This window comes from Streptomyces sp. NPDC051636 (assembly GCF_044453765.1).
In the GTDB taxonomy this organism is placed as follows: Bacteria; Actinomycetota; Actinomycetes; order Streptomycetales; family Streptomycetaceae; genus Streptomyces.
On sequence record NZ_JBITDA010000024.1, the window covers coordinates 31040 to 55613 of the forward strand.

The window sequence follows — 24574 nt, forward strand, 5'->3', positions numbered from 1 at the left end:
TGCGCCCGCACGGACAGGGAGGCGGAGATGGCCTCACACGCAGTGCACTCGGGAAGCCGCCGGCGGATCAGTTTCGACGAGCACCTTCCCGTCGACCACCGGCTCAACACGGTCTACCGGATCGGCGCCGGCCTGATGGGCCTGGCACTGCTCGCCTTCGGCATCCTCGGCCTCATCGACAAGATCGGCTTCTTCGACACCGGCGGTGACACCGTCGCGGGCCTGAACACCAACGGCGCGCTCAGTGTGCTGTCGATCTGCGTGGGGGTGCTGCTCTTCGCCGGCATGGTGATCGGCGGGAACGTCGCCTCGACGCTGAACATGATCCTCGGCGTGCTGTTCATCCTGAACGGCTTCCTGAACCTCGGCCTGCTCGACACCGAGTACAACTTCCTCGCCTTCAAGATCCAGAACGTTCTGTTCAGCTTCGTGGTCGGCCTGCTGCTGATGGTGTTCGGGATGTACGGCAGGGTCGGTTCGTCCCTGCCGCACGACAACCCGTACTGGCGGGCCCGCCACCCCGAACCGTCGCCGCAGGAGCAGCGGACGGTTCAGGAGCAGCGGCCGGCCGAGGAGCGGCAGCCGGTTCAGGAGCAGCGGTACCGGCAGCCCCCGCGGGGTCAGGTGCGGTAGGCGTAGAAGGCCGCGTTCGGGTACGAGGCGACGAGGCTCGCCACCGACCTGTTGTAGGTGTTGGTGGAGTGGTACGTCACGTACGGCACGCCCTGCGGGCTGCGGTAGGTGACGATCATGGAGTGGTCCTTGGACCCGTCCTTGCTGAAGTCCATCTGCAGCACGTCACCGATATCCATCTGGTAGACGTTGGCGAGGCTGGTGACCCGCTTGGAGGACAGGGCGAACCAGGAGAACTCGTTGACGCCGACGAACGAGTCCGACTGGATGTCGGCGTTGCCGAACCACTTGTGGAAGTCGTTCGTGTAGCCCGGGACGTGCTTCCAGCCGCCGGCCTTCAGGGACTGGCTGACGAAGTTGGTGCAGTCGCCGCCGGCCCCCTGCCCGTTGAAGTCCGGGTAGTCCTTGTTGTAGTTGTTCCAGTACTTCGTCGCGTACGCGACCATGGCCTTGTAGTTGTAGCCGCTGGCGGTGAGGTTCTTGACGTTGGCCGGTGCGGGCCACGTGGTCGCCGAGCGGACCGCCTCGGGCGGGCTGTCGTCGGTGGGGCCGGCCTTCACGGCGACGGTCGGCTGCTTGGCCGGCTGGTTCACCGCGATGTAGCCGTTGTCGGTGTCCCGGACGTCGGTCAGCTGCCAGTTGCCCTGCTTGTCGGCCTTGAAGGTCAGCTCGTGGTGGGCCTGGAAGCCGGTGGTCTTCGGCTCGGTGCCCTTGACCTTCTTGTAGGTCAGCGTCGTGGTCTCGGTGACGTCCGCCTTGGCCGTGCGGCCGGTCACCCGCGTCGCGTCCAGGGTGACCCGGGTGCTGCCGACGCTGTACTTCTCGCCCAGCTTCGCGAGGCGGGACTTGCGGCCGCGCAGTTCGGTCAGCGCGGAGTTCTCCTCGCGGGACTGCGTGGCGGACAGCTTGACGTCGCCGGAGAAACCGGACGTGGCCCGCTTCTTGTCACCCCCGTCCACCAGGGCTTCCGTACGGTCGGTGAAGACCGCGTCGGCCAGCCGCTGGAAGGTCGCCTTGGTCGCCGCGTCCACCGTCGGGTCGTCGACGACCGCCGCGCCGGCGCTCCAGTCGGGCACCAGGACCACTCCGGCGACCACAGAGGCTGCGGCCGCGGTGACTAGGGCCGCGCGGCTGCGCTTACGGCTCAGTTTTCTGGATTTCAATGCTGTTCCCCTCTGCACCGGTACACCTACCGGGAGATGGCATCTTCGCACGGCATGTGAGTCGGTTGTGAAGGGGGATGCACAAGTGGAATCAACAGGCTGCGGGCGTCACTTGACGACCGAGGACCAGTCCGGGGACTGAGCGGGATCCAGACTGCGCAGGTTCGCCAGGGTCGAGGGCTTCTGTACGTCCATCCAGTCGGCGAGTTCCTTGAAGGAAACGCACTTGACGCCCTTTTTGGTGCAGACGTTCTTGATGACCTGGTCGATGGACTTCATGTAGATGCCGCCGTTCCAGTCCTCGAAGTGGTTGCCGATGAACAGCGGTGCCCGGCTGCCGTAGTAGACGCGGTTGAACCCGGCCATGTAGGAGTCGACGGTCTGCTGCTCCCACTCGGGGTACTTGACGGGATCGCCCTTGGTCTCGCCGTCGGACTGGTTGTAGAGGAAGTTGAAGTCCATGGACAGGCCCTGGTAGTCGCCGCCCTCATAGGGGAGCATCTGCAGCGGGAAGTCCCAGACGCCGTTCTTCTTGCCCGGCCATATCTGGAAGTCGCCCGGGGAACTGGCGTCGTAGCGCCAGCCGTAGCTCTTGATGGCCTTCAACAGGTTCGGCTGGCCCTCCAGGCAGGGGGCCCGGCCGCCGGTGACCTCCTTCTTGAAGTCGAAGGGCAGCGCGGGCACGTCCTTGAAGCCGGTGTTGGTCTTCCACTTCTCCACGAAGCCGTAGAACTGGTCGATCTCGCTCTTCCACTCGTCGACACTCCAGTCGCCGCCGCCCTTGGCGCCGCAGAAGTGGCCGTTGAAGTGGGTGCCGATCTCGTTGCCCTGGTTGTAGGCGGCGCGGAGCTGCTCCAGCGTGTCGCGTATGTGGTCGTCGGTGGCGTAGTCGATCGCGGCGTCGCCGGCCGAGTGCTGGGGGCCCTGGTAGAGGTCCTTCTTGCTCTTGGGCAGCAGGTAGATGCCCGTGAGGAAGAAGGTCATGTGGGCGTTGTACTCCTTGGCCAGCTCCCGGTAGTGCGAGAAGAGGTGGTCGCTGCCCTCCAGCGCGCCGTCCCAGGAGAAGACGACGAACTGGGGCGGCTTCTCACCCGGCTTGAGCGGAACCGGCTTCAACTGGTCCTTCTGCGGGCCGGTGTAGGAGGTGGAGCCGTCTCCGAGGATCCGGGTCTTGCCGTCCCAGGTGGGTTCCGCGGTGGCCTTGGGGGCGGCCTTGCCGCTCTTGCCCGTCCCGGCGGAGGCGGTGGGCGCGGTGCTGTCCGGCCGGGTGAGGACCAGGAAGCCCGCGACCACGGAGGCCACGACGAGGAGCGCGGCCAGGGTCATGACCTGCGGGCGGGTGGCCCGGGGTACGGGGCGGCGGACGCGGGCCTTGCGGCGGCGGCCGGTCGACGACTTCGTGCGGGTCATGCGGGGCTCATTCTGCGAGGGGTTGGCGGGTTGCGGGGCGGCCGCCGGGGTCAGGCGAATCCCATGGCACCCGACCAGACGGCGTACGGGACGCTGTCGGTTGCGCTGCCGGCGACTCCCTTGAGCGGCAGCGGCTCCAGGGACTTGGCCAGATCGATGCGGTAGACGACGACCGCGGTGGACACGGACGAGGCGGTGCCCGCGTACCAGGCGGCGGTGTCGTTCCCGGTGGTGCCGGCCTTCCCCGACACCTCGGCCGTGGCGGGCGCCGCATCCGGGTGTGCGGTGCGGAAGGACTCCGTCAGCGCCCGGATGACGTCCTCGGCGACGTCCGCGCCGACCGCGCGTTGCGGGCGCGGGCTGGCCAGGGCGACCTTGGAGCCGTTGCGGGTGATCCGGCGCACCGAGTACGGCTCGGTGTGCGTGCCGGAGGCGGCGAACGTGGCGTATCCGCTCGCCATGCGGATCGCGCTGGGCGTGGAGTTGCCCAGGGACAGCGCGGGCACCTGCGGGCCCATGCTGGAGGACAGCAGGCCGGCCGCCACGGCGGTCTGTTTCACCTTGTCCAGGCCGGTGTCCATGCCGAGCTGCATGAACGGCGTGTTCACCGACTGGGCGAGCGCCTTGTCCAGGGTGATCTGCCCGTAGGACTTGCCGCCGTCGTTGTGGGCGGCGACCTTCTTGCCGCTGCGGTCCCAGTACGGTCCCTCGGGGGTGGTGACGGTGACCCCGTCGTCGCCGTCGTAGACCGTCTCGGGTGTCACCGGGGTCGCGGGTCCGCCGCGGGCCTTGTGGACGCCGTGCTCCAGACCGGCGGCGTAGACGAACGGCAGGAACGCCGTACCGGCCTGGACGGTGGTCGCGTTGGACTCGTTGTAGCCCTGGGTACGGTGGTCGGGGCCGCCGTAGACGGCGAGGATCCGGCCGTCGGTGGCCACCGAGGCGGCCCCGTAGTGCGCGGTCTTCGCGGCGCCGGGATGGTTCTGCTCGGCCTGCTTGCGGGCCTTGGCGACGGCCTTGGTGAGCGCGGCCTCCCGCTTGCGGTCGAAGGTCGTGTATATCTGGTAGCCGCCCAGGTCGAACTGCTTGTCCGTGAGGTGCGCGGACTTCTTCGCGTACTGCGACGCCAGTTCCACCAGGTAGTCGCTCTGCTCACCGGTGTCGTACAGCGGGTTCGTCTTCAGCGGCTCGGGGAACTTCTTGTACCTGGCCCGCTCCTGCGGCGACAGCTTGCCTATCTTGACCATCCGGTCCAGGATCCAGGACCAGCGCTCCACGGCCCGCTCGTGGTTGGTCTTGCCGAGCGTGGGGTCGTACAGGCCGGCGCCCTTCAGCAGGGAGGCGAGGCAGGCGGCCTCGGATGCGTTGAGCTTGCTGACGTCCTTGCCGTAGTAGGCCTGGGCCGCGCGCTGGATGCCGTAGGTGCCGCGGCCGAACCAGCTGGTGTTGAGGTAGCCCTCCAGGATCTGGTCCTTGCTCATCTTGTTGTCGAGCTTGAGGGCGATCATCGCCTCGGTGAACTTGCGGCTGACCGTCTGATTCTGCGTCAGGTAGACGTTCTTCACGTACTGCTGGGTGATCGTGGAGCCGCCCTCGGTGTCACCCTCGCCGAGGGTGCGCCACAGGGCCCGCGTGATGCCCTTGAAGGAGATGCCGGGGTCGTTGTAGAAGTTCTCGTTCTCCGCCGCGAGCACCGCCCAGCGGACGTCCTCGGGTATGTCCTTCAGCGGCATCGCCTGCCGCTGCACCCAGCCGGTGCGGGCCATGGGCGTGCCGTCGGACCAGAAGTAGACGTTGTCCTGCTGGGTGGCGTACGCGTTCAGGTCGCTCGGTATGTCCGTGACGGCGTAGGCGACGACCAGGAAGGTGCCGGTCAGGCCGATCGCCGTCAGCCACGCGCCCAGCCACTGCTTCCAGGAGGGCATCCAGCGGCGCCAGCCGGTGCGGCCCGGGCGCGGGTAGACCGGTTTCAGCTTCCGGGCGTACGGGGCTGTTCGGGCGGCGAGTGGTGCGAGGTGCTGCGCGGCGGTGGCGGTGACACGAGCAACGGCCGGGGGCAGCGCGGGCCTGGGCCGCGGTTTGCGGCGGCCGCCCCGCCGGTCGGGCTTGCCGGTCCCGGCGGTCTTGTCGGGCTTCTCAACCTCCTCCGGCCGGAGCGCGCGCAGCGCCATGGTCTCGTCCGGATTCGGCGGAACGTCCTTGCCGAGGGTGTCCTTGCGGAGGGCGTCGACTTTCAGCTGCATCGTCTCGTCGGGCCCGGGCAGGGCGGCCTCGCGCAGGGCGTCGACTTTCAGCTGCATCGTCTCGTCGGCCGGCAGCGGCGGCCCGGCCTCCGGCCGTTTTTCCGGCGTGGCGCGACGCCCCCGGGGACGGCGGTCGTCCTCCGGGGCGCCCTCCCCCTGCCCTGCCTCGGTCACGTCTGTGTCTCCCTCCGCACTCGGTCCTGCGCGCGGGTAGACTCAGCGGGTGGACTTGGCCGCCGCTCACGCGGCGTTACGGCCCCCCTCTTCCCCCGGTCTTCTCCGGTCTTGCGGCTCCTCGCGGCACTCACAAATTATCAGCGATCTTTGCAAAATCTCCGCAGGATCCCCCGACAGAAGCGAACACTAATAAAACTCTGAGACGCCGCTGTCGCGGTCACGCCGGATAGCCTATCCGCATGCCTCGCTACGAGTACCGCTGCCGGAGCTGCGGCGACACCTTCGAACTGAACCGTCCCATGGCTGAGTCCTCCGCCCCCGCGACCTGCCCCGCAGGCCACGAGGACACGGTCAAACTGCTGTCCACGGTAGCGGTCGGCGGCTCCGCGACCGCCCCGGCCCCCGCCCCCCGCGCCGGCGGTGGCGGTGGCGGTGGCGGAGGATGCTGCGGCGGGGGCTGCTGCGGCTGACGCCTATCCGGGCGCCCGGGCCGCCCTGAGGAACTCCCGGGTGATCCGCTCCCCGGCCAGCACCCCGCGCTCGGGCAGGGCACTGATCCCGGGCGCGGTCCAGTCCGTGTCGGCGAGCTCGCCGTGGCCCGGCCGCCAGCCCCGGTCGACAGCCAGCAGCAGGTCGGCGTCGAGGAGCGAGTCGCCCGCGCCGAGGACGAGGTCGGCGCCGGTGCGGCGGGCGACCTCGCGGACGGCGGCGCTCTTGGTGAGCGGCTTGGGAACGGCGTAGATCTTGCGGCCCTGCAGCGAGACCGTCCAGCCGCGGTTCTCCGCCCACACGGCGAGCTCCTTCACCCACTCCTCGGACAGCAGCTCGCGCTCCACGACGAGGTAGGCGAAGAGGTCCTCGGCGACGCGGTGCTTGCGCACCCACACCGGGTCGGCGGTCCGCAGCAAATGCTCCTGCACCTCCGCCAGCGGCGCGCACTCGCCGGCCAGCCGGCCGGTCACCTGCCGGTGCCAGTCGGCGTCCGACACGCCGTCCACCAGCAGATGGCCGCCGTTGGCGCAGATCGCGTACGTCGGCGCCGGGCCCGGCAGGTTGATGCGCGTGTACTGCTTGCGCGTACGGGTGGTCGTCGGCACGAACACCGCCGCGTCGCCGAGGTCGGTGAGCAGCTGGGCCGCCGTCTCCGTCATGTACGACAGCGGCCGGCTCTCGTGCACCTCCACGCACAGCAGCCGGGGCGCCCGCGCGTCGGGCATGGTCAGCGCCAGCGCCGCCGAGGAGTAGATCAGCGTACGGTCGAGGTCGCTCGCCACCAGCACCGGCATCAGACGTTCACCGCCCTGCCGTCGGCGCCCGTCGCTCCGCGCGTGTACTTGGGGTGGATCAGCCCCACGCAGGTGTACGGCAGTCCGTCGACCTCCTCCACGGGTACCCCCCGCTGCTCGGCCAGCAGGCGTACGTGGTGCAGGTCGGCGCCCGCCCCGGCCCTGGCCAGGATCTTCCACGGCACCCGGCGCAGCAGCACGCGGGTGGCCTCGCCGACGCCGGGCTTGACGAGGTTGACGTCGTGGATGCCGTACTCCTCGCTGATGCGTTCCACCGCCTTCCAGCCCTCCCAGGTGGGCGTGCGGTCGCCAGCCGCCAGCTCCTTCACCGCCTCCTCCACACCGTCCGCGACCTCCGGGAAACGGGCGGAGACCGCGTCCAGGAAGGCCACGGACACGTCCGCTCCGGCGAGCTCCCGGTAGAACTTCGCCCCGTGGAAGTCGCGGGGTCCCACCAGGTCGGCGCGCAGCACGGTCCGCGAGACGAGGCCGGACACCGTCGAGTTGAGGCAGGCGGAGGGGATGAGGAAGTCCTCGCGGGTGCCGTACGTCCGCACGCACGAGCCCGGGTCGGCCAGCACCGCGATCTCCGGGTCGAAGCCGGTGATCCCGTCGGAGGCCTCGAACTCCTCGATCGCGTCGGCGAGTTCCCGGGTGATGGCGCCCTTGCCGGTCCAGCCGTCGACGAAGACGACGTCCCTCGGGTCGTGGTGGGCGGCCAGCCAGCGCAGGGCGTTGGCGTCGATGCCCCGGCCGCGCACGATCGACACGGCGTAGTGCGGCAGCTCGAGTCCGTGCCGGAAATGCGCCCAGCGGCGCATGAGCACGCCGACGGGGGTGCCCGCGCGGGCGAGGGAGACGAGGACCGGCCGGGGCGACCGCTCGGCGATCACCGTTTCCGTCACCACACCGACCGCCTGGGCGATCCGGGCGGCCGAGGTCTCCAGGGCCGCGTGGAACAGCGCCTGGTACTGCTCGCTCGGCTGGTACTCCACCGGCAGCGACTCGGCGTAGTGGGCCCCGCCGCTCTGGATCGCCTCCTCGCGCTCCTCGGTCGGCGCCTCCAGTGTCACGTCCGAGAGGTCCTGCAGCAGCCAGCCGACCTCCTCGGGCGCGTACGAGGAGAAGGCGGGGCCGCGGAGGGGCTCGGGCAGCATGGCGGGCCTTTCGGGGACGTACGACGGTACGGCGGCGAGCAGAACGTGCGGCGTGTGCGCGGCCAGCTGGGCCAGCAGGCCGTCGGGGGCGTGCAGTGCGGGTGTGTCGGCGACCGAGTCGACGACTGCGACGACCGCGTCGAACCCGGCGCCCGCGACGTTGTAGGCGTAGCGCTCGCCGGGGCCGTCGGCGGGGTCGTCGTGGGCGGGGAAGACGATGCGGCTGCGTATCGCGTAGCCGGGATCGTCGACCGCGAGGACGGGCGACCGGGTGGTGGTGGAGTACCGCACCTCGGCGTCCACGCACTGCTCCAGTGCCTCGGCCAGCCGCAGCGGGGCGTACATCAACTCCTCGAAGCCGAGCACGAGCACGCGGCGGGCGCCGGCGGGCAGCGCCTCGGCGACCCGGGCGGCCATGGCGGGCAGCGCCTCCTCGAGGCGCGCGCGCTGGGCGGGCGTGAAGCCGTGCCGGCCGCCGTCGGGGAGGCCCGCGGGCCAGTCGAGCCGGACGCGGGTGATCCGGCCGGTGGACGAGCGCTGGACGGGCACCGCCGCCGACTCGTACCGCGCCACCAGTTCCTGCCCCTTCGCCAGCACTCCTTCCGGCAGGAGGACCGTGCCCGAGGCGGCGGCGATCAGGTCCACGCGGGCGCCGATCTCGCGGGCGAAGTCCGCGAGGCGGTCCGCGTCCCGCGCAGAGCGCATGTCGACCAGGGCGACCACGACGTACCGCTTCCGCGGGTAGCGGTCCTGCAGGTCGCGGATGGTGTTCAGGACCGTGTTGCCGGTGGAGAACTCGTCGTCGACGAGGACCAGCGGGCCGTCACCGGTCAGCAGCGCCGGGTTCTCGGGGAGCAGCAGGTGCGAGGTGGCGTGGGAGTGGGACTCCTCGAAGCCGCCCGCCGGGGCGAGGCCGGCGACCGGGCGGCGGGTGGAGTGCAGGTACGGGGCGAGGCCCAGGCCGTCGGCGACCGAGTGGCCGAGGCCGGTGGCGGTCTCCGCGTAGCCCAGCACGACCGCGCGGGCCGCCTCCTCGTCGCCGAGCAGCTCACGGACCCGCCGGCCCAGGGCGACCCCGTGGCCGTACACCACGGACGGCGACTGCGGTACGTGCTTGCCCAGCACGTTGGAGACCAGCAGATGGGCCCGCTTGGGGTTACGGCGCAGCGCGAGCCCCAGCAGGCCCGTCAGCGCGTCGTCTCCCCTGAGCTCGACCCCGAGCCGCTCGGTGACCCAGGTGCCGGACCAGACCCCGTCGTTCACTGCCTTGTTCATGCGTCCCTTGTGTTCAGAACCGGGTGTCGAGCCGGTGTGTTCAGCCGGTGTGTTCAGCCGGGTATCCCGGCGGCGAGCAGTTCCACGAAGCCGACGTCCTCGTTGGCGACGCCGAACACCTCGGCCCGCAGCATGGTCCGCTCGGCCCAGGCGCGGTGCGGCTTCACCTCGTTCATCTTGTTCGTGTAGGCCGACCTGAGTACACCCCCGCCGCCCCGTTCCGGCCGCAGGATGTCCGCCGCGTCACTGAACTCCTCGTGGCTGACCACGGAGAGTGCGTGCACGGGCAGCACGTGCGAGGGATGGATGCAGGTCTTGCCGAGCAGCCCGTTGGCCTGGTCGAGGGATACCTCCCGCAGCAGCCCGTCCATCGCGTGCTCGATGAGCCGCTCGCGCAGCTCCACCGCCTGCCCCTCCAGGAAGGGGCTGTGCCGCAGCATCGGCTTGAACATGCGCTCGGGCACCCGGAAGTACTCCCACACCGGCCCGGTCACCGTGAACCCCGTGCCGTCCGCCCGGCCCAGCATGTTCACCACGTCGGCGATCACGGAGGCGACGATCTGCACGTCGTACGCGGTCATGTCGGGGGCCCGGCGCAGCCCGTAGGAGGAGCAGAAGTCGGTGACGCCCAGGCGCAGGGCGAGCACCCGGTCGCGGTACTTGTCGACCGCGCGGAAGATCCCCTCCAGGGCCTCCACCCGCGACTCCTGGTACAGCAACTCGGGCGACTCCAGCACCGGCATGGCGAACAGCCGCCGCCCGCTCTCCGTCCCGGCGGTCGTCAGCGCCTCCAGGAAAGGGATGCCGCGCTCCTCGGTGAACTTGGGCATGACGAACCCGGACAGCAGCCGGACGGCGGGGCCGAGCCGGCGGGCCAGGTCGGGGATCTGCTCGGGCACGCGGACCCGGATGAAGAGCAGGGGCAGCCCGACGCCCTGCCGCCCGGCCAGGTCGGCGAACTGCCGTACGAGGTTCTCCTCGCCGTGCACGACGTCCGCGTCGTCGATCGAGTCCTCCAGGCACAGCACCATCGAGACCACGCCGTTCCCGGCCTGCTTGACGATGTCGTCGGCCAGCCGCGGCCGGGTGGCCGGGCTGTACAGCGTGGCGCCCAGGGCCGCGGAGAGCAGCCGGGCCGGGGAGTCGGTGGTGAACTCGCACGGCTCCTGGTGGAAGAGGCGCTGCCGCACCTCAGGGGCGATGTGCCCGAAATGACGCATGGAACTCCCCCGTGGCGCAAGGTATGCCTGTGGATGTGCAAACAGGTGGCCGGTAATAGTACGTAGGTCTCCATGTCCGGAGTTCCCCCCAGCCATGAATTTCACGTAACGGGGGTTGCCACCGCCGGATGGGCAGCGGCACCCCCGCATTGTCGTGAGCAGGACCGAGAGGGCAGGATGACCGCATGACGCACGCGATGCTGAAGGGGTCGAACGTCCCGCTCGAAGCCACGACGGTACGCGCCGTGCTGCGCTGGGCGCCCGGGCAGGGGGTCCCGGACGTCGATGCCTCGGCGCTGCTCCTCGGCCCCGACGGTCGTGTGCGCTCCGACGAGGACTTCGTCTTCTACAACCAGCCCCGGCACCCCTCCGGGAAGGTGTGGCGGCTCGGCAAGAAACGCGTCGCCGAGGGCCTCACCGACACGATCCAGACAGATCTCGCCGGTGTCGAGCCCGATGTCAGCCGGATTCTGCTGGTCGCTTCGGCGGACGGCGTCCCCTTCGACCGCGTACAGGCCCTGCGCATCCTGCTGTACGACGCGGCCGTCCCCGACGGTGAACCGCTGGCCCACTTCGACATCAAGCCCGAGACCGGTGCCGAGACCGCGCTGATCTGCGGTGAGCTGTACCGGCGCGGCGAGGGCTGGAAGTTCCGCGCGCTGGGCGAGGGCTACTCCAACGGTCTCAAGGGCCTGGCGACCGACTTCGGCATCTCGGTGGACGAGTCGGAGGCGGCGGAGGAGCCGTCCGCGTCCCAGCCGCTGCCCCCCGAGCAGCCGACGACCACGGTCCCGCCCCAGCCGGCGTACGGCTATCCCCAGCCCCAGCCGGCGACCACGCAGCCCGCCTACGGCTATCCGCACGCCACGAGCCAGCCGGCGTACGGCTACCCGTCGGCGGCGACGGTGTTCCCGGACGCGGACTTCCGCCTGCCCCCTCAGGGCCCGCAGTTCGTCGGGCGTTAGGCCGGCCAGGGGGTTACCGCTCCGCCTTCGCCTTGTAGCCCCGCCCCCACTGCAGCCCCCACCCGTACAGCCGGTCGAGCTCCGCCTGGAACCCGTACACGAACCTCACCTCGCGCCGGACGACCAGCTCGCCCTTGACGTTCTCGATCATGACCACGGCACAGGAGCGGGCCTGCTGGTGCCGTTCGTCCAGGCCTATCTCGATCCGGGGCCCGTTGCTCGGGTAAAGGGTGACGATCGCGTGGGTACGGTCGAACGCCGGCGTCTGGTCGTAGATGTAGACGAAGACCAGCAGGCGCTTGATGTCGTCCCGGTGGTCCAGATTGACGTAGATCGTCTCGCCGGACGCCGAGCCGAACCGGTCGTCGCCGCTGAGCTTGACGTACGGCGGCGCGTTGACGTCGCCGAGGTAGCCGCCGAGCGGCTGTACGACCCCCTTGGTGCCGTCCGTGAGCTCGTACAGACAGCCCAGGTCGAGGTCGACGTTGACCATGCTCTGCCCGTGCCCGAGGACCTCCGGCGGCTTGAGCGCCTTGAAGGGATCCCGGAACAGGCTCGGGCGAGGGCCGCCGTCGAGGTCGGACGTCCGCATCCGCCAGGTCAGGTTGACGCGCAGGTGCCCGGTGGCCGCGCCCTGCCTGGTGAGGGACACCTGGTGGTGCCGCTTGGTGAGCTTGATGGAGTTGGACGCGGCACTGCCCGAGTCGAAGTCGTCCGCGCGCGCGCCCAGCAGCCCGTCGAAGAAGCCCATTCCCGCCCCCAGGGACTCAGGTCAAAAAGCAGGCGGGGCGGCCGCCGGCGACGGCCGCCCCGCTCAGAGCGTTCCTCACTCGAAGGGGCGTCACACCCCGGAGGAGACCTCAGCCTTCTCGTCCGCTTTTCCCTCCGCGGCCGCCAGTGCGCGGTTGCGGCGGACGGAGGACCAGAAGGACCAGGCGATCAGGACGACGCCGACGAGGCCGGTGATGACCTCGTTGATCTCGTACTGGATGGTGACCATGAGGATCACGGCCAGCGCGCCGATCGCGTAGTGGGCGCCGTGCTCCAGGTAGACGTAGTCGTCCAGGGTGCCCTGGCGGACCAGATAGACGGTGAGCGACCGGACGTACATCGCGCCGATGCCCAGGCCCAGCGCCATCAGCACGATGTCGTTGGTGATGGCGAAGGCGCCGATCACGCCGTCGAAGGAGAAGGACGCGTCGAGGACCTCGAGGTAGAGGAACATGAAGAACGCGGCCTGACCGGCCAGCACGACCGCCGAGCGCTGTTTGCCGGTACGGGCGGCCTCTTCCTCCGCCTCGTGCTCGCGCTCCTCCTCTTCCTCGAGTTTGTCCTCGAAGTAGCCGGAGAGACCACCGACGACCATGTACGTGATCAGGCCGGCGATACCGGAGATCAGGACCGTCTGCGCCTTGTCGACGTGCGCGCCGCCGTGCTGGTGGGCGTGGGTGGCGAAGGTGAAGGAGGTGACCAGCAGGACGATCAGGGAGATGCAGACCGACAGCATGTCGACCTTGCCGAGCTTGGCCAGGGGGCGCTCGATCCAGCGCAGCCACTGGATGTCCCGGTCCTCGAAGATGAAGTCGAGGAAGATCATCAACAGGAACATGCCACCGAAGGCGGCGATCGCCGGGTGTGCGTCGGTGACGAGCTGCTGGTAGCGGTCCTTGTTGTTCAGCGCCAGGTCGACGGCCTCGATGGGGCCCATCTTCGCGCTGATGGCGACGATCACGACCGGGAAGACCAGACGCATGCCGAAGACCGCGATGAGGACGCCGACCGTGAGGAAGATCTTCTGCCAGAAGGCGTTCATCTTCTTCAGGATCCCGGCGTTGACCACCGCGTTGTCGAAGGACAGCGAGATCTCCAGGACGGCAAGGATCGCCACTAGGCCGAAGGCTTCCCACCCCCCGTAGAAGATCGCCGCGACCAGGCCGAGCGCGGTGACCGCGAACGACCAGCCGAAGGTTTTGAGAAGCACTGCTTACCCCATCGTGTCTGTACGGGTCCGCCCCGGTCCGTACTCGGCTTTACTCACTGTTGACCCCGAAGTCTAGAGCGTGGCCCTTGAGCCCGGCCAGGAGGGGCGTCCGGACCCGCCTAGGAGACGTTGACCCCGAAGTCCAGGGCGATGCCCCGCAGTCCGGACGCGTACCCCTGACCGACCGCCCGGAACTTCCACTCGCCGCCGTAGCGGTAGAGCTCGCCGAAGATCATGGCCGTTTCGGTGGAGGCGTCCTCGCTGAGGTCGTAGCGGGCCAGTTCCTGGCCGTCGGCCTGGTTGACGACGCGGATGAAGGCGTTGGAGACCTGGCCGAACGTCTGGCCGCGCTCGTCCGCGAGGTGGATGGAGACCGGGAAGACGATCTTGTCGCAGGTGGCCGGCACCTTCTGCAGGTCGACCAGGATGGACTCGTCGTCGCCCTCGCCCTCACCGGTGAGGTTGTCACCGGTGTGCTCGACCGAGCCGTCCGGGCTCTTGAGCTGGTTGTAGAACACGAACCACTCGTCGCCGAGCACCCGCCCGCTGTTGCACAGCAGCGCGCTGGCGTCCAGGTCGAAGGGGGCGCCGGTGGTGGAGCGGGCGTCCCAGCCGAGTCCGATCATGACGTTCGTGAGGTTCGGTGCGGCCTTGGAGAGGGAGACGTTGCCTCCCTTGGCGAGCGTGACGCCCATGATGCTGGTCCTCCCCTTGGAGCCCGACTTTCGGATCATCCCGGGGCCGCGGGGTCCGGTACGCACATCTGCGGCGTTGTCGTCGGTCGCCGAAGCTCCCGCTTCGACTCCCTCCTCCGCCTGGCAGCTGCACGTACCAGACCCCGCTCACCGGAGCTTGTCCGGCGCCGCCTCTCGGAGTCGGGCTGATCCGAAAGACGGGCCCAGGTGGTTCTTCCTCGGTTGTCCTGCGCGTCCGGCGCCGACCGTAAACGGTGCGGCGCCGGAACGGGGCGGTCGGCTTGTCTCAGACGTTCACGCCGAAGTCCTGGGCGATCCCGCGCAGGCCCGAGGCATAGCCCTGGCCGATGGCACGGAACTTCCACTCCGTGCCGTGCCGGTACAGCTCACCGAAGACCATGGCGGTCTCGGTGGAGGCGTCCTCGCTCAGGTCGTACCGGGCGATCTCCTGTCCGCCGGCCTGGTTGACCACGCGGATGAACGCGTTGCGCACCTGGCCGAAGGACTGCTGGCGGTTCTCGGCGTCGTAGATCGACACCGGGAACACGATCTTGTCGACGTCGGCCGGGACGCCGACCAGGTTGACCTTGATCTGCTCGTCGTCGCCCTCGCCCTCACCGGTGAGGTTGTCACCGGTGTGCTCCACGGAGCCGTCCGGGCTCTTGAGGTTGTTGAAGAAGACGAAGTGCTGGTCGCTGACGACCTTGCCGGAGTTGTTCAGCAGCAGCGCGCTGGCGTCCAGGTCGAAGTCGGTGCCGGTCGTGGTGCGGACGTCCCACCCCAGACCGACGATGACGGCGGTCAGGCCCGGGGCCTCCTTCGTCAGCGATACGTTGCCGCCCTTGCTGAGGCTGACTCCCACGAGTCCTCCATGTTGGGTCCAGGGGCGGGGAGCCCCGTCGTGCGTCGGATACCGGATCAACGACTCGATCCTAGTGACGGGTTCCCGCACCCCGCAGTCCCTGGACCCGAAGAATCACAGGGTGTCGAGATCAGATGGTGTCGAGCGCCCTGACGTACTCGTTCAGGTCGCGGGCGTCCGGCAGCGCGTTGACGACCGTCCAGCGGACCACGCCCTCCTTGTCGATGACGAAGGTGCCGCGCACCGCGCAGCCCTTGTCCTCGGCGAAGACGCCGTACGCGCGGGAGACCTCCCCGTGCGGCCAGAAGTCACTCAGCAGCGGATACTCCAGACCCTCCTGCTCGGCGAAGACGCGCAGGGTGTGGATGGAGTCGTTGGAGACGGCGAGCACCTGGGTGTCGCGGTCGGCGAACTTCGGCAGGTGGTCGCGCACCTCGCACAGCTCACCGGTGCACACGCCGGTGAAGGCGAAGGGGTAGAAGAGCAGCACCACGTTCTTCTGACCGCGGAAGTCGGACAGCTTCACGGACGCGCCGTGGTTGTCCTTGAGCTCGAAGTCTGGGGCCTTGTCGCCGACCTGGATCGCCATCGTCCTGCATCCCTTTCGGTGGGCTGTTCGGGTGAGAACACCTGAGCACACTGTGCTGGAACAGTGTGCCGGGAACACCCTACGCAGCGATCACCGAAGACCATGCGGCGGCCGGGCCGGGCACACGGCCCGGCCCGGCGCGGACGATCACCTCTTGGACGTCACCTCTTGGACTTCGCGGCCTTCGGCGTCGCGAGCCGCGAGCCGCTCCAGTCCTTGCCGACGCTGACGCTCTTGGACGCCGTCAGCCCCGCCGTCGCCGCGGCTTCCGAGATGTCACTCGGCTCCACGTACCCCGCACGGCCGGTCTTCGGCGTGAGGAGCAGGATCGCGCCGCCTTCCTCGATGTACGTGGTGGCATCCACCAGCGCATCCGTCAGGTCGCCGTCCTCGTCGCGGAACCACAGCACCACGGCGTCGGCCACGTCGTCGTAGTCCTCGTCCACCAGGTCGCTGCCGATGACTTCCTCAATGGCCTCGCGGAGCTCCTGGTCGACGTCGTCGTCGTAGCCGATCTCCTGGACCACCTGCTCGGGCTGGAACCCCAGCCTGACGGCAGGGCTCGTCCGCTCCTCCGCGTGGTCCGCGGTCGCGCTCACGGGTTGCCTCCTGATCATGTCTTGGTGAATATCTCAGCCACGCGCGTGCGCGAAGCATTGGCCGTAGTCCACACGGGCGGGGCGGATCGCGCAAGTACCCGGCCGTTCGGACCGCCGAAACGGTGACGATCCCGGCCGTGTCGCCGCAACTCACGGCACCGTATCGCGAGCCCGCCGGACATACACCACACCGTTGTGCCCGGTTTGCGAGGTTTGAAATCATTCACCATCATCCATGGATACGGCCACAATCATCCACGGATACAACCCTCGAACAACTTTGCCAAACCCGTCACACCCCGGGCGTATCGTTGCCTTTTGGCCGGGTCCGCCCGAGTGCCGCTCGAGGGGAACCGTACGGACGCCTCGGTTACCTCACGGTAGAGATGACGTACGCCTTCCCGAGGTACACGATGGGGAACGGCTGTAGATACGAGCAAAAAAGTGGCCCTCTGACAGGTAAGGAACAGCGTGGCTTCCGGATCCGATCGCAACCCGATCATCATTGGCGGCCTTCCGAGTCAGGTTCCTGACTTCGATCCCGAAGAGACCCAGGAGTGGCTCGACTCCCTGGACGCCGCCGTCGACGAGCGCGGCCGGGAACGGGCCCGCTATCTCATGCTGCGCCTGATCGAGCGGGCCCGCGAGAAGCGCGTGGCCGTGCCCGAGATGCGCAGCACGGACTACGTCAACACGATCCCCACCAAGAGCGAGCCGTTCTTCCCCGGCAACGAGGAGATCGAGCGCCGGATCCTCAACGCCACCCGCTGGAACGCGGCCGTCATGGTGTCCCGGGCCCAGCGGCCGGGCATCGGCGTCGGCGGGCACATCGCCACCTTCGCCTCCTCCGCCTCCCTCTACGACGTGGGCTTCAACCACTTCTTCCGCGGCAAGGACGAGGGCGACGGCGGCGACCAGGTCTTCTTCCAGGGCCACGCCTCCCCGGGCATCTACGCGCGCGCCTACCTGCTGGACCGGCTCAGCGAGGAGCAGCTGGACGGCTTCCGCCAGGAGAAGTCGAAGTACCCGAGCGGCCTTTCCAGCTACCCGCACCCGCGCTCCATGCCGGACTTCTGGGAGTTCCCCACGGTCTCCATGGGCCTCGGCCCGCTGGGCGCGATCTACCAGGCGCGGATGAACCGCTACATGGAGGCGCGCGGCATCGCGGACACCTCCAAGTCGCACGTGTGGGCGTTCCTCGGCGACGGCGAGATGGACGAGCCGGAGTCGCTCGGCCAGCTGTCCATCGCCGCCCGTGAGGGCCTGGACAACCTGACCTTCGTCGTCAACTGCAACCTCCAGCGGCTCGACGGCCCGGTGCGCGGCAACGGCAAGATCATCCAGGAGCTGGAGTCGGTCTTCCGGGGCGCCGGCTGGAACGTGATCAAGCTGATCTGGGACCGCTCCTGGGACCCGCTGCTGGCCCAGGACCGGGACGGCGTGCTGGTCAACAAGATGAACACCACGCCGGACGGCCAGTTCCAGACGTACGCCACCGAGACCGGCGCGTACATCCGCGAGCACTTCTTCGGCGACGACCACCGGCTGCGGGCGATGGTCGAGAACATGAGCGACCACCAGATCCTGATGCTGGGGCGCGGCGGCCACGACCACCGCAAGATCTACGCGGCGTTCAAGGCGGCCAAGGAGCACAAGGGCCAGCCGACGGTCATCCTGGCCAAGACGATCAAGGGCTGGACGCTGGGCCCGAACTTCGAGGGCCGCAACGCCACGCACCAGATGAAGAAGCTGACGGCCGACGACCTCAAGCGCTTCCGTGACCGGCTGCACCTGCCGATCTCCGACAAGGAGCTGGAGTCCGGCGCGCCGCCGTACTACCACCCGGGCCGGAACTCCGAGGAGATCCAGTACATGCACGACCGGCGCAAGGGGCTCGGCGGGTACGTCCCGACGCGCGTCGTGCGCTCCAAGCCGCTCGCGCTGCCGGACGACAAGACGTACGCGACGGTGAAGAAGGGCTCCGGCCAGCAGTCCATCGCGACGACCATGGCCTTCGTCCGGCTCCTGAAGGACCTCATGCGGGACAAGGAGATCGGCAGGCGGTTCGTGCTGATCGCGCCGGACGAGTACCGCACGTTCGGCATGGACTCCTTCTTCCCGAGCGCGAAGATCTACAACCCGCTGGGCCAGCAGTACGAGGCGGTGGACCGGGACCTGCTCCTTGCGTACAAGGAGTCGCCGACCGGCCAGATGCTGCACGACGGCATCTCCGAGGCGGGCTGCACGGCCTCGCTGATCGCGGCGGGCTCGGCGTACGCCACGCACGGCGAGCCGCTGATCCCGGTGTACGTCTTCTACTCGATGTTCGGCTTCCAGCGCACCGGCGACCAGTTCTGGCAGATGGCCGACCAGCTGGCGCGCGGTTTCGTGCTGGGCGCGACCGCCGGCCGTACGACCCTGACCGGTGAGGGCCTCCAGCACGCGGACGGCCACTCGCAGCTGCTCGCCTCGACGAACCCCGCCTGTGTCGCCTACGACCCGGCGTACTCGTACGAGATCGCGCACATCGTGCAGGACGGCCTGCGCCGGATGTACGGCGGGACGCCCGAACACCCGCAGGGCGAGGACGTCTTCTACTACCTGACCGTCTACAACGAGCCCATCCAGCACCCGGTCGAGCCGGCGAACGTGGACGTCGAGGGCATCCTCAAGGGCATCCACAAGATCGCCGAGGGCACCTCGGGCTCGGTCCCCGCGCAGATCATGGCGTCGGGTGTGGCGGTTCCGTGGGCGGTGGAGGCGCAGCGCATCCTCGCCGAGGAGTGGAACGTCAAGGCCGACGTGTGGTCGGCGACCTCCTGGAACGAGCTGCGGCGCGAGGCCGTCGCCGTGGAGGAGCACAACCTGCTGCACCCCGAGGAGGAGCAGCGGGTGCCGTACGTGACGCGGAAGCTGAGCGGGTCCGAGGGTCCGTTCGTGGCCGTGTCCGACTGGATGCGGTCGGTTCCGGACCAGATCGCGCGGTGGGTGCCGGGGACGTACCAGTCGCTGGGCGCGGACGGCTTCGGCTTCGCGGACACGCGCGGCGCGGCCCGCCGGTTCTTCCACATCGACGCCCAGTCGATCGTGGTGGCGGTGCTGACCGAGCTGGCCCGGGAGGGCAAGGTCGACCGGTCCGTGCTGAAGCAGGCCATCGACCGCTACCAGCTGCTGGACGTGTCGGCGGCGGATCCGGGGGCGGCCGGGGGCGACGCGTAGCCGCTGCGCGGCTTCGGCGGCGGCCGAGGGCGGTGGAGCTCGGGTCTCCACCGCCCTTACGTTTTCTTTACGATGCCGATATGGAACGACAATCGGCGCAAGCGCGGTGGGAGCGGCGCACCCAGCGGCCCCTGCTGGCGCTGGCGGTGGCCTTCGCCGTCGCGTATGCCGTGCCGATCGTGGACGGCTCGGCGAACCGGTCCCTGACCGCGCTGTGCACGGTGACGGAGTGGGTGGTGTGGGGCGCGTTCGCCGTCGACTACCTGGTGCGGCTGGTCCTCGCCCCGCAGCGCGGGGAGTTCATGCGGACACACTGGCTCGACCTGTGTGCGGTGGTGCTGCCGGTGTTGCAGCCCCTGCGGCTGCTGCGGTTGGTGTCGACGCTGCTGCTGGTGGGGCGGCGGGCGCGGATGGCCTCGCAGATCCGGCTGACGACGTATGTCGCCGGTGCGGTGGTGGGGTTGCTGATGTTCGGGTCGCTGGCGGTGCTGTCCGTGGAGCGGGAGTCGCCGCGGGGGAACATCCGGACGCTGGGTGACGCGGTGTGGTGGTCGTTCACGACGATGACGACCGTGGGATACGGGGATCACGCGCCGACGACCGGGCTGGGGCGGATGATCGCGGTCGGGCTGATGCTGTCGGGGATCGCGCTGCTGGGTGTCGTCACCGCGAACATCGCGGCGTGGTTCATCGCGCGGTTCGAGAAGGACGACGTGGAGGAGCGGCGGCAGACGGAGGCCATCGAGACGCTGACCGAGGAGGTTCGCCTGCTGCGCGCGGAAGTCGCGGCGCTGACCACGCGGGAGCGGGTCGGTGAGGAGCAGCCGCGTTGAGCCGAGCGGGGGCCTGGGGGCGGTGCCCCCAGAGACCACCCGGGGGAACCCTCAGAACATCCCGTTGCCCATCGTCGCCGGCCCCGCCAGCCAGATGATGGCCAGCAGGGTGTCTATGGCGCCCAGGACCAGGGCCACCAGAGCGGGGATGTTGCGGTCGGAGGACCATGTGCGGCCCATCGCCAGCCAGCCGCAGACGACGGCCACCGGGCCGAGGATGATGCCCAGCGTGAAGAAGCCGGCGACCGCACAGATGGTTCCGATGATTCCGAGCGTCGCGCGATCCGGCCCGCTCCGAGACCACGTCCGGCCGCGTGAGCGGGGGTACCTGCGCGTTCCGTGCCCGAAGCCCGCCATCATCAACTCCCTGGGCCGTCATGGACAGTTCGGGTTCGATGCGCGGGTACCCCTGTTCCGCGTCCCCAGACCTGCCTGCGCGCTGCCCCCCTCCGGCAGCGCGCCGCGGCCCAGGTGTCCTCCCTTGCCCTGCGGAGGAGTTGACCCACTGTGACCTGCGACGCGTGCCGGGGGCGAGGAATCTTGAGCGGAGTCACCCTGATAGGCGAACTCCGCCCCGCGGCGACCTCAGATGTGGCCGACGCCCGCGCCCGCCTCCGCGTTCTCGCCGCGCTTGGTGAGCAGGGCGACCAGGACCGCCACCGCCGCCACGCCCGCCGCGACCAGGGAAGCCAGGCTCATGCCGGAGACGAAGGTGTCGTGCGCGACGTCCGCGATCTTCGCGGCGATCGGCTCGGGAGTGCCCTTGGCCACTGGTGCGACGCCCTGCTGGACGGCCTCCGCGGCCTGGTCCAGCTGAGCCGGGGTGAGCTTCGGCAGACCCGCGTCCGCCCAGTTGCCCGCGAGGTCGTTGTCGACCTTGGAGGCCATCACGGCACCCAGGACGGCCGTGCCGAGGCTGCCGCCGATCTGCATCGCCGCCTGCTGGAGACCGCCGGCCACGCCGGAGAGCTCCATCGGGGCGTTGCCGACGATGACCTCCGTGGCGCCGACCATGACCGGCGCGAGGCCGAGGCCCAGCAGAGCGAACCAGAGCGACATCACCGCGCTGCCGGTGTCCGTCTGAAGCGTGGACATGCCGTACATGGCGATCGCCGTGGCCGCCATGCCGCCCGCGAGCGGGATGCGCGGGCCCAGCCTGGTGATCAGGGCGCCGGCCAGCGGGGAGCCGACGATCATCATCCCGGTGAGCGGGAGGAGATGGAGTCCGGCACCGATCGGGCTCATACCGTGCACGTTCTGGAGGTAGAACGTGACGAAGAACAGGCCGCCCATGAACGCGATGGCCATCAGCACCATGAGGACCACGCCCGCCGACAGCGGGACCGAGCGGAACAGGCCCAGCGGGACCAGCGGCTCCTTCACCTTGGTCTCCCAGAAGGAGAACAGCGCGAACCCGACCACGGAGGCAACGATGAAAAGCCATGTCCTTCCGTCGCCCCAGCCCCACGTAGGGGCCTTGATGAGCGCCCAGACCAGGCAGAACATCGCGCCGGACAGCAGGGCGATGCCCGGGACGTCGAAGGAGCGAGGGGCGTTCTCGGCTCGGTGGTCGAGCAGGATCAGCAGGCCGAGGAAGAGGGCGAGCAGACCGACCGGCACGTTGACGAAGAAGACGGACTGCCAGTTGACGTGCTCGACGAGGACGCCGCCGAGGATCGGACCGCCCGCGGTGGACGCACCGATCACCATGCCCCAGATGCCGATCGCCATGTTCAGCTTCTCGGCCGGGAAGGTGGCGCGCAGCAGACCGAGCGCGGCGGGCATCAGCAGCGCACCGAAAAGCCCCTGGAAGACGCGGAAGGTCACGACCATCGCGATGCTGTCCGAAAGCCCGATGGCGCCGGAGGCGGCGGCGAAGCCGGTCACGCCGATCAGGAAGGTCTGCCGGTGCCCGAAACGGTCACCCAGCTTCCCGGCGGTGATCAGGGAGACCGCCAGGGCGAGGAAGTAGGCGTTGGTGATCCACTGCAACTGGGCCCAGCTGGCGTGCAGGTCCTTGCCGATGGCCGGATTGGCGATCGCCACGATGGTCCCGTCCAGGGCCACCATCATGACGCCTACGGCCACGGTGATCAGGGTGAGCCACGGATGGCCGCGCCGCCCCGTGGCCGGTGTCGCCTCCGACGGGGCTGCCGGTACCTCGTCCCCCGGCCCCGTCGCATTGACGGTCTGACTAGTCATACGTGTCAGACTAGTGTCAGCCGCTGACAATTGACAAACGGATTCAGTTATCAGGAGGAGCTCATGCCCGCACCGCGCCCAGGACTGCGCGAGCGCAAGAAGCAGCGCACCCGGGACGCACTGCTGCGGGCCGCGCTCGAACTGTTCCTCACCCAGGGGTACGAGCACACGACCGTCGACGAGATCGCCGAGGCCGTCGACGTCTCGCAGCGCACCTTCTTCCGCTACTTCGCCGGCAAGGAGGACGCGGCCTTCTTCGTTCCCCGGCTCGCCGAGTCGCACTACGTCCAGGCCCTGCGCGAACGCCCCCCGGACGAGGCCCCGTTGGAGGCCCTGCGCAAGGCCGTCATGGAGAGCTGGGACACCATCGGGGAGGTCATCGAGCAGGTCGTCCCGGTCGAACTCCACCTGCGCGCCCAGAAGATGATCGAGGCCACGCCCGCCCTGCTCGCCGCCCATCTGCGGCGCCAGGAGGAACTGGAGGAGGAGATCGCGGGCATCATCGCCGGGCGCGAGGGCCTGAACGTGGAGACCGACCCGCGACCGCGCCTGCTGGTGGCCCTGTTCGGTGCCGTGATACGGGTCACCCAACGGACCTGGTCGGTGGGCGAGGAGTGCAGCATCGAGGCGATGCGCGAGCTCACCGCCGCGTACCTCGACCAGGTGGGCCCCGCGCTGACCGGGGACTGGCGAACCGCCTGAGTTCCCCGTCCCATTTACCGAAACGTGATCCCTGTCACTCGGTTACCGCGAGACCCTCCCGTTCTCCTAGTGTGTCCTCCCAGTGACTTCCTTCGACACCTCCCCGCAACTCAACGTCTGGCGCGCACTGCTCGCTCTGGCCGTCGTGTTCGTCATGCTCGCGACCACCGGCTGGACCGCCCTGAGCAGTCACCGGGCGACGACCTCGCTGCAGGCCTCGCTCACCGCCTGGGAGCACGGCCGTATCGGCGGGCACCGGCTGCCGGACCCGGACGGGAGCCCGGCCCGGCTCGCCCGCTTCTTCGCCTCGCTCACCGCGCGGCAGCGTGCCGGCCTGGCCCACGACTACCCGCTCGCGGTCGGCAACATGAACGGCGCCCCCGTCGGACTGCGCTACCGCGCCAACCGCATCGCGTTGAAGAAGGCGCGCAAGGTGGAGAAGAAGCGGATGCACGACAGCCGGCTCTCCGCCGCCGGGCAGCAGCAGGCGGGCCGTCGCATGCACCGCTTCGAGTCGCTCATGCGTGCCGACCGCCGCATCCTCGCCTTCGACCCCGACGGCTCCGGCCGCGTCGCCGAGGTGTTCGGCAACCTCACAAGGGCCGAGCGAATCTCCGTCGTCGTCCCCGGCGTCGACACCGACCTGCTCACCTTCCAGAGGACGAACCGCCGGTACACCGCGCCGGTCGGCATGGCCAAGGCCCTGTACGCCGCCGAGCGCACGGCGAGCCCCACGACCCGTACGGCCGTGATCGCCTGGGCCGACTACACCGCGCCCAGCGGGCTCGGCGTGGACGCGGCCACGGCGATGCGGGCCGAGGAGGGCGCCATACGCCTGAACGCGCTGCTGGGCGCGCTGCCCGGCAGCGCACCGGTCTCCGTGTTCTGCCACAGCTACGGCTCCGTGCTGTGCGGTGTGGCCGCGCATGCGATGCCGCGCCGGGTGGCCGACATAGCCGTGGCCGCCAGCCCCGGCATGCGCGTCTCCCAGGCCTCGCACCTGGGCACCGACGCCCGGGTGTGGGCGATGCGGGACGCCGACGACTGGGTCCAGGACGTGCCGTACCTCGAGGTCGGCGGGCTCGGGCACGGGGCCGACCCGGTGTCCGCCGCGTTCGGCGCGCGGGTGCTGTCGGCGCGGGACGCCGAGGGACACAGCGGCTATTTCGAGCCGGGCACGGACAGCCTGCGCAACCTCGCCGACATCGGGGTCGGCGCGTACGACGCGGTCCGCTGTGCCCACCACGATGACGGGTGCCGGGCGGGTTTGTCCGGTGGGACGACGGCCGGACGCGCGTAGAGACAACAGGAAGTGCGGTCCGCGCGGGGAGGGACGTGAGGAGCGGATGCCCCATACGATGAG

At 69.4% G+C, this 24574-nt stretch carries 21 protein-coding genes; 7 read left to right on the forward strand and 14 right to left on the reverse strand.

From position 1 onward, the window contains the following. Positions 1-27 precede the first annotated feature (27 nt). Positions 28-633 carry a DUF4383 domain-containing protein gene (locus ACIBBH_RS32190; protein WP_399410679.1) on the forward strand — a complete coding sequence of 202 codons (606 nt, stop codon included), beginning with the start codon at positions 28-30 and terminating at the stop codon, positions 631-633. On the opposite strand, the gene ACIBBH_RS32195 is transcribed toward ACIBBH_RS32190, so the two are convergent. The 3 genes from ACIBBH_RS32195 to ACIBBH_RS32205 form a co-directional block, all read right to left on the reverse strand. Continuing rightward, positions 621-1718 (reverse strand): amidase domain-containing protein, encoded by a 1098-nt coding sequence (locus ACIBBH_RS32195; RefSeq protein WP_399410846.1) that lies wholly within the window; start codon positions 1716-1718, stop codon positions 621-623. The genes ACIBBH_RS32190 and ACIBBH_RS32195 overlap by 13 nt on opposite strands. A gap of 186 nt (positions 1719-1904) precedes the next feature. Beyond that, the gene (locus ACIBBH_RS32200) at positions 1905-3206 is read right to left on the reverse strand and encodes a hypothetical protein (RefSeq protein ID WP_399410681.1); all 1302 of its coding nucleotides are present in this window, start codon (positions 3204-3206) and stop codon (positions 1905-1907) included. A gap of 50 nt (positions 3207-3256) precedes the next feature. Further along, positions 3257-5623 carry a transglycosylase domain-containing protein gene (locus ACIBBH_RS32205; protein ID WP_399410683.1) on the reverse strand — a complete coding sequence of 789 codons (2367 nt, stop codon included), beginning with the start codon at positions 5621-5623 and terminating at the stop codon, positions 3257-3259. 242 nt (positions 5624-5865) lie between these two features. On the opposite strand from ACIBBH_RS32205, the gene ACIBBH_RS32210 reads away from it, so the two are divergent. Further along, complete coding sequence (locus tag ACIBBH_RS32210; protein WP_399410685.1) at positions 5866-6096, forward strand: zinc ribbon domain-containing protein; 231 nt, start codon at positions 5866-5868, stop codon at positions 6094-6096. Positions 6097-6099: 3 nt separating this feature from the next. On the opposite strand, the gene ACIBBH_RS32215 is transcribed toward ACIBBH_RS32210, so the two are convergent. Genes ACIBBH_RS32215 through ACIBBH_RS32225 form a run of 3 tightly spaced genes read right to left on the reverse strand, consistent with a single transcriptional unit; the run spans position 6100 to position 10564 of the window. Continuing rightward, the gene (locus ACIBBH_RS32215; RefSeq protein WP_399410687.1) at positions 6100-6912 is read right to left on the reverse strand and encodes an HAD family hydrolase; all 813 of its coding nucleotides are present in this window, start codon (positions 6910-6912) and stop codon (positions 6100-6102) included. Continuing rightward, positions 6912-9344, reverse strand: coding sequence for a phosphoribosyltransferase (locus ACIBBH_RS32220; RefSeq protein WP_399410689.1), 2433 nt, complete (start codon positions 9342-9344; stop codon positions 6912-6914). The genes ACIBBH_RS32215 and ACIBBH_RS32220 overlap by 1 nt, the downstream gene beginning before the upstream one ends. A 53-nt stretch (positions 9345-9397) precedes the next feature. Then, positions 9398-10564, reverse strand: coding sequence for an HpcH/HpaI aldolase/citrate lyase family protein (locus tag ACIBBH_RS32225; protein ID WP_399410691.1), 1167 nt, complete (start codon positions 10562-10564; stop codon positions 9398-9400). A gap of 185 nt (positions 10565-10749) precedes the next feature. On the opposite strand from ACIBBH_RS32225, the gene ACIBBH_RS32230 reads away from it, so the two are divergent. Next, on the forward strand, positions 10750-11529 hold the full coding sequence (locus tag ACIBBH_RS32230; RefSeq protein WP_399410693.1) for a TerD family protein: 780 nt from the start codon (positions 10750-10752) through the stop codon (positions 11527-11529). 13 nt (positions 11530-11542) lie between these two features. On the opposite strand, the gene ACIBBH_RS32235 is transcribed toward ACIBBH_RS32230, so the two are convergent. From ACIBBH_RS32235 to ACIBBH_RS32260, 6 genes are all read right to left on the reverse strand, one after another. Continuing rightward, positions 11543-12280: a Tellurium resistance gene (locus ACIBBH_RS32235; RefSeq protein WP_399410695.1), complete on the reverse strand. Its 738-nt coding sequence runs from the start codon at positions 12278-12280 to the stop codon at positions 11543-11545. Between the two features lie 90 nt (positions 12281-12370). Beyond that, positions 12371-13510, reverse strand: a complete 1140-nt coding sequence (locus ACIBBH_RS32240) for a DUF475 domain-containing protein (RefSeq protein WP_399410697.1) — start codon at positions 13508-13510, stop codon at positions 12371-12373. Positions 13511-13629: 119 nt separating this feature from the next. Further along, positions 13630-14205 carry a TerD family protein gene (locus tag ACIBBH_RS32245; protein WP_399410699.1) on the reverse strand — a complete coding sequence of 192 codons (576 nt, stop codon included), beginning with the start codon at positions 14203-14205 and terminating at the stop codon, positions 13630-13632. 286 nt (positions 14206-14491) lie between these two features. Then, positions 14492-15067 (reverse strand): TerD family protein, encoded by a 576-nt coding sequence (locus ACIBBH_RS32250; RefSeq protein ID WP_399410701.1) that lies wholly within the window; start codon positions 15065-15067, stop codon positions 14492-14494. Positions 15068-15197: 130 nt separating this feature from the next. Then, on the reverse strand, positions 15198-15656 hold the full coding sequence (locus tag ACIBBH_RS32255) for a peroxiredoxin (RefSeq protein WP_399410703.1): 459 nt from the start codon (positions 15654-15656) through the stop codon (positions 15198-15200). A 161-nt stretch (positions 15657-15817) separates the two neighbouring features. Beyond that, on the reverse strand, positions 15818-16255 hold the full coding sequence (locus ACIBBH_RS32260; RefSeq protein WP_399410705.1) for a DUF3052 domain-containing protein: 438 nt from the start codon (positions 16253-16255) through the stop codon (positions 15818-15820). A 471-nt stretch (positions 16256-16726) separates the two neighbouring features. On the opposite strand from ACIBBH_RS32260, the gene aceE reads away from it, so the two are divergent. Both aceE and ACIBBH_RS32270 read left to right on the forward strand, forming a co-directional pair. Beyond that, positions 16727-19474 carry a pyruvate dehydrogenase (acetyl-transferring), homodimeric type gene (aceE, locus tag ACIBBH_RS32265; RefSeq protein WP_399410707.1) on the forward strand — a complete coding sequence of 916 codons (2748 nt, stop codon included), beginning with the start codon at positions 16727-16729 and terminating at the stop codon, positions 19472-19474. An 80-nt stretch (positions 19475-19554) separates the two neighbouring features. After that, entirely contained in the window at positions 19555-20307 is a 753-nt protein-coding gene (locus tag ACIBBH_RS32270; protein ID WP_399410709.1) for a potassium channel family protein, read from the forward strand. A 51-nt stretch (positions 20308-20358) separates the two neighbouring features. Here the strand turns inward: ACIBBH_RS32270 and ACIBBH_RS32275 are convergent, their stop codons facing one another. Further along, entirely contained in the window at positions 20359-20667 is a 309-nt protein-coding gene (locus ACIBBH_RS32275) for a small hydrophobic protein (protein WP_399410711.1), read from the reverse strand. Positions 20668-20892: 225 nt separating this feature from the next. Further along, positions 20893-22509 carry an MFS transporter gene (locus ACIBBH_RS32280; RefSeq protein ID WP_399410713.1) on the reverse strand — a complete coding sequence of 539 codons (1617 nt, stop codon included), beginning with the start codon at positions 22507-22509 and terminating at the stop codon, positions 20893-20895. A gap of 63 nt (positions 22510-22572) precedes the next feature. On the opposite strand from ACIBBH_RS32280, the gene ACIBBH_RS32285 reads away from it, so the two are divergent. Then, positions 22573-23211: a TetR/AcrR family transcriptional regulator gene (locus ACIBBH_RS32285; protein ID WP_399410715.1), complete on the forward strand. Its 639-nt coding sequence runs from the start codon at positions 22573-22575 to the stop codon at positions 23209-23211. 82 nt (positions 23212-23293) lie between these two features. Further along, positions 23294-24511, forward strand: a complete 1218-nt coding sequence (locus ACIBBH_RS32290) for an alpha/beta hydrolase (protein ID WP_399410717.1) — start codon at positions 23294-23296, stop codon at positions 24509-24511. Positions 24512-24574: the final 63 nt, after the last annotated feature.

Bases quoted from the DNA above. Each gene is read 5' to 3' on its own strand.
- ACIBBH_RS32190 (WP_399410679.1), top strand. From the start codon at position 28: ATGGCCTCACACGCAGTGCACTCGGGAAGCCGCCGGCGGATCAGTTTC.
- ACIBBH_RS32200 (WP_399410681.1), bottom strand. From the start codon at position 3,206: ATGACCCGCACGAAGTCGTCGACCGGCCGCCGCCGCAAGGCCCGCGTC.
- ACIBBH_RS32210 (WP_399410685.1), top strand. From the start codon at position 5,866: ATGCCTCGCTACGAGTACCGCTGCCGGAGCTGCGGCGACACCTTCGAA.
- ACIBBH_RS32215 (WP_399410687.1), bottom strand. From the start codon at position 6,912: ATGCCGGTGCTGGTGGCGAGCGACCTCGACCGTACGCTGATCTACTCC.
- ACIBBH_RS32220 (WP_399410689.1), bottom strand. From the start codon at position 9,344: ATGAACAAGGCAGTGAACGACGGGGTCTGGTCCGGCACCTGGGTCACC.
- ACIBBH_RS32225 (WP_399410691.1), bottom strand. From the start codon at position 10,564: ATGCGTCATTTCGGGCACATCGCCCCTGAGGTGCGGCAGCGCCTCTTC.
- ACIBBH_RS32230 (WP_399410693.1), top strand. From the start codon at position 10,750: ATGACGCACGCGATGCTGAAGGGGTCGAACGTCCCGCTCGAAGCCACG.
- ACIBBH_RS32235 (WP_399410695.1), bottom strand. From the start codon at position 12,280: ATGGGCTTCTTCGACGGGCTGCTGGGCGCGCGCGCGGACGACTTCGAC.
- ACIBBH_RS32245 (WP_399410699.1), bottom strand. From the start codon at position 14,205: ATGGGCGTCACGCTCGCCAAGGGAGGCAACGTCTCCCTCTCCAAGGCC.
- ACIBBH_RS32255 (WP_399410703.1), bottom strand. From the start codon at position 15,656: ATGGCGATCCAGGTCGGCGACAAGGCCCCAGACTTCGAGCTCAAGGAC.
- ACIBBH_RS32270 (WP_399410709.1), top strand. From the start codon at position 19,555: ATGGAACGACAATCGGCGCAAGCGCGGTGGGAGCGGCGCACCCAGCGG.
- ACIBBH_RS32275 (WP_399410711.1), bottom strand. From the start codon at position 20,667: ATGATGGCGGGCTTCGGGCACGGAACGCGCAGGTACCCCCGCTCACGC.
- ACIBBH_RS32280 (WP_399410713.1), bottom strand. From the start codon at position 22,509: ATGACTAGTCAGACCGTCAATGCGACGGGGCCGGGGGACGAGGTACCG.
- ACIBBH_RS32285 (WP_399410715.1), top strand. From the start codon at position 22,573: ATGCCCGCACCGCGCCCAGGACTGCGCGAGCGCAAGAAGCAGCGCACC.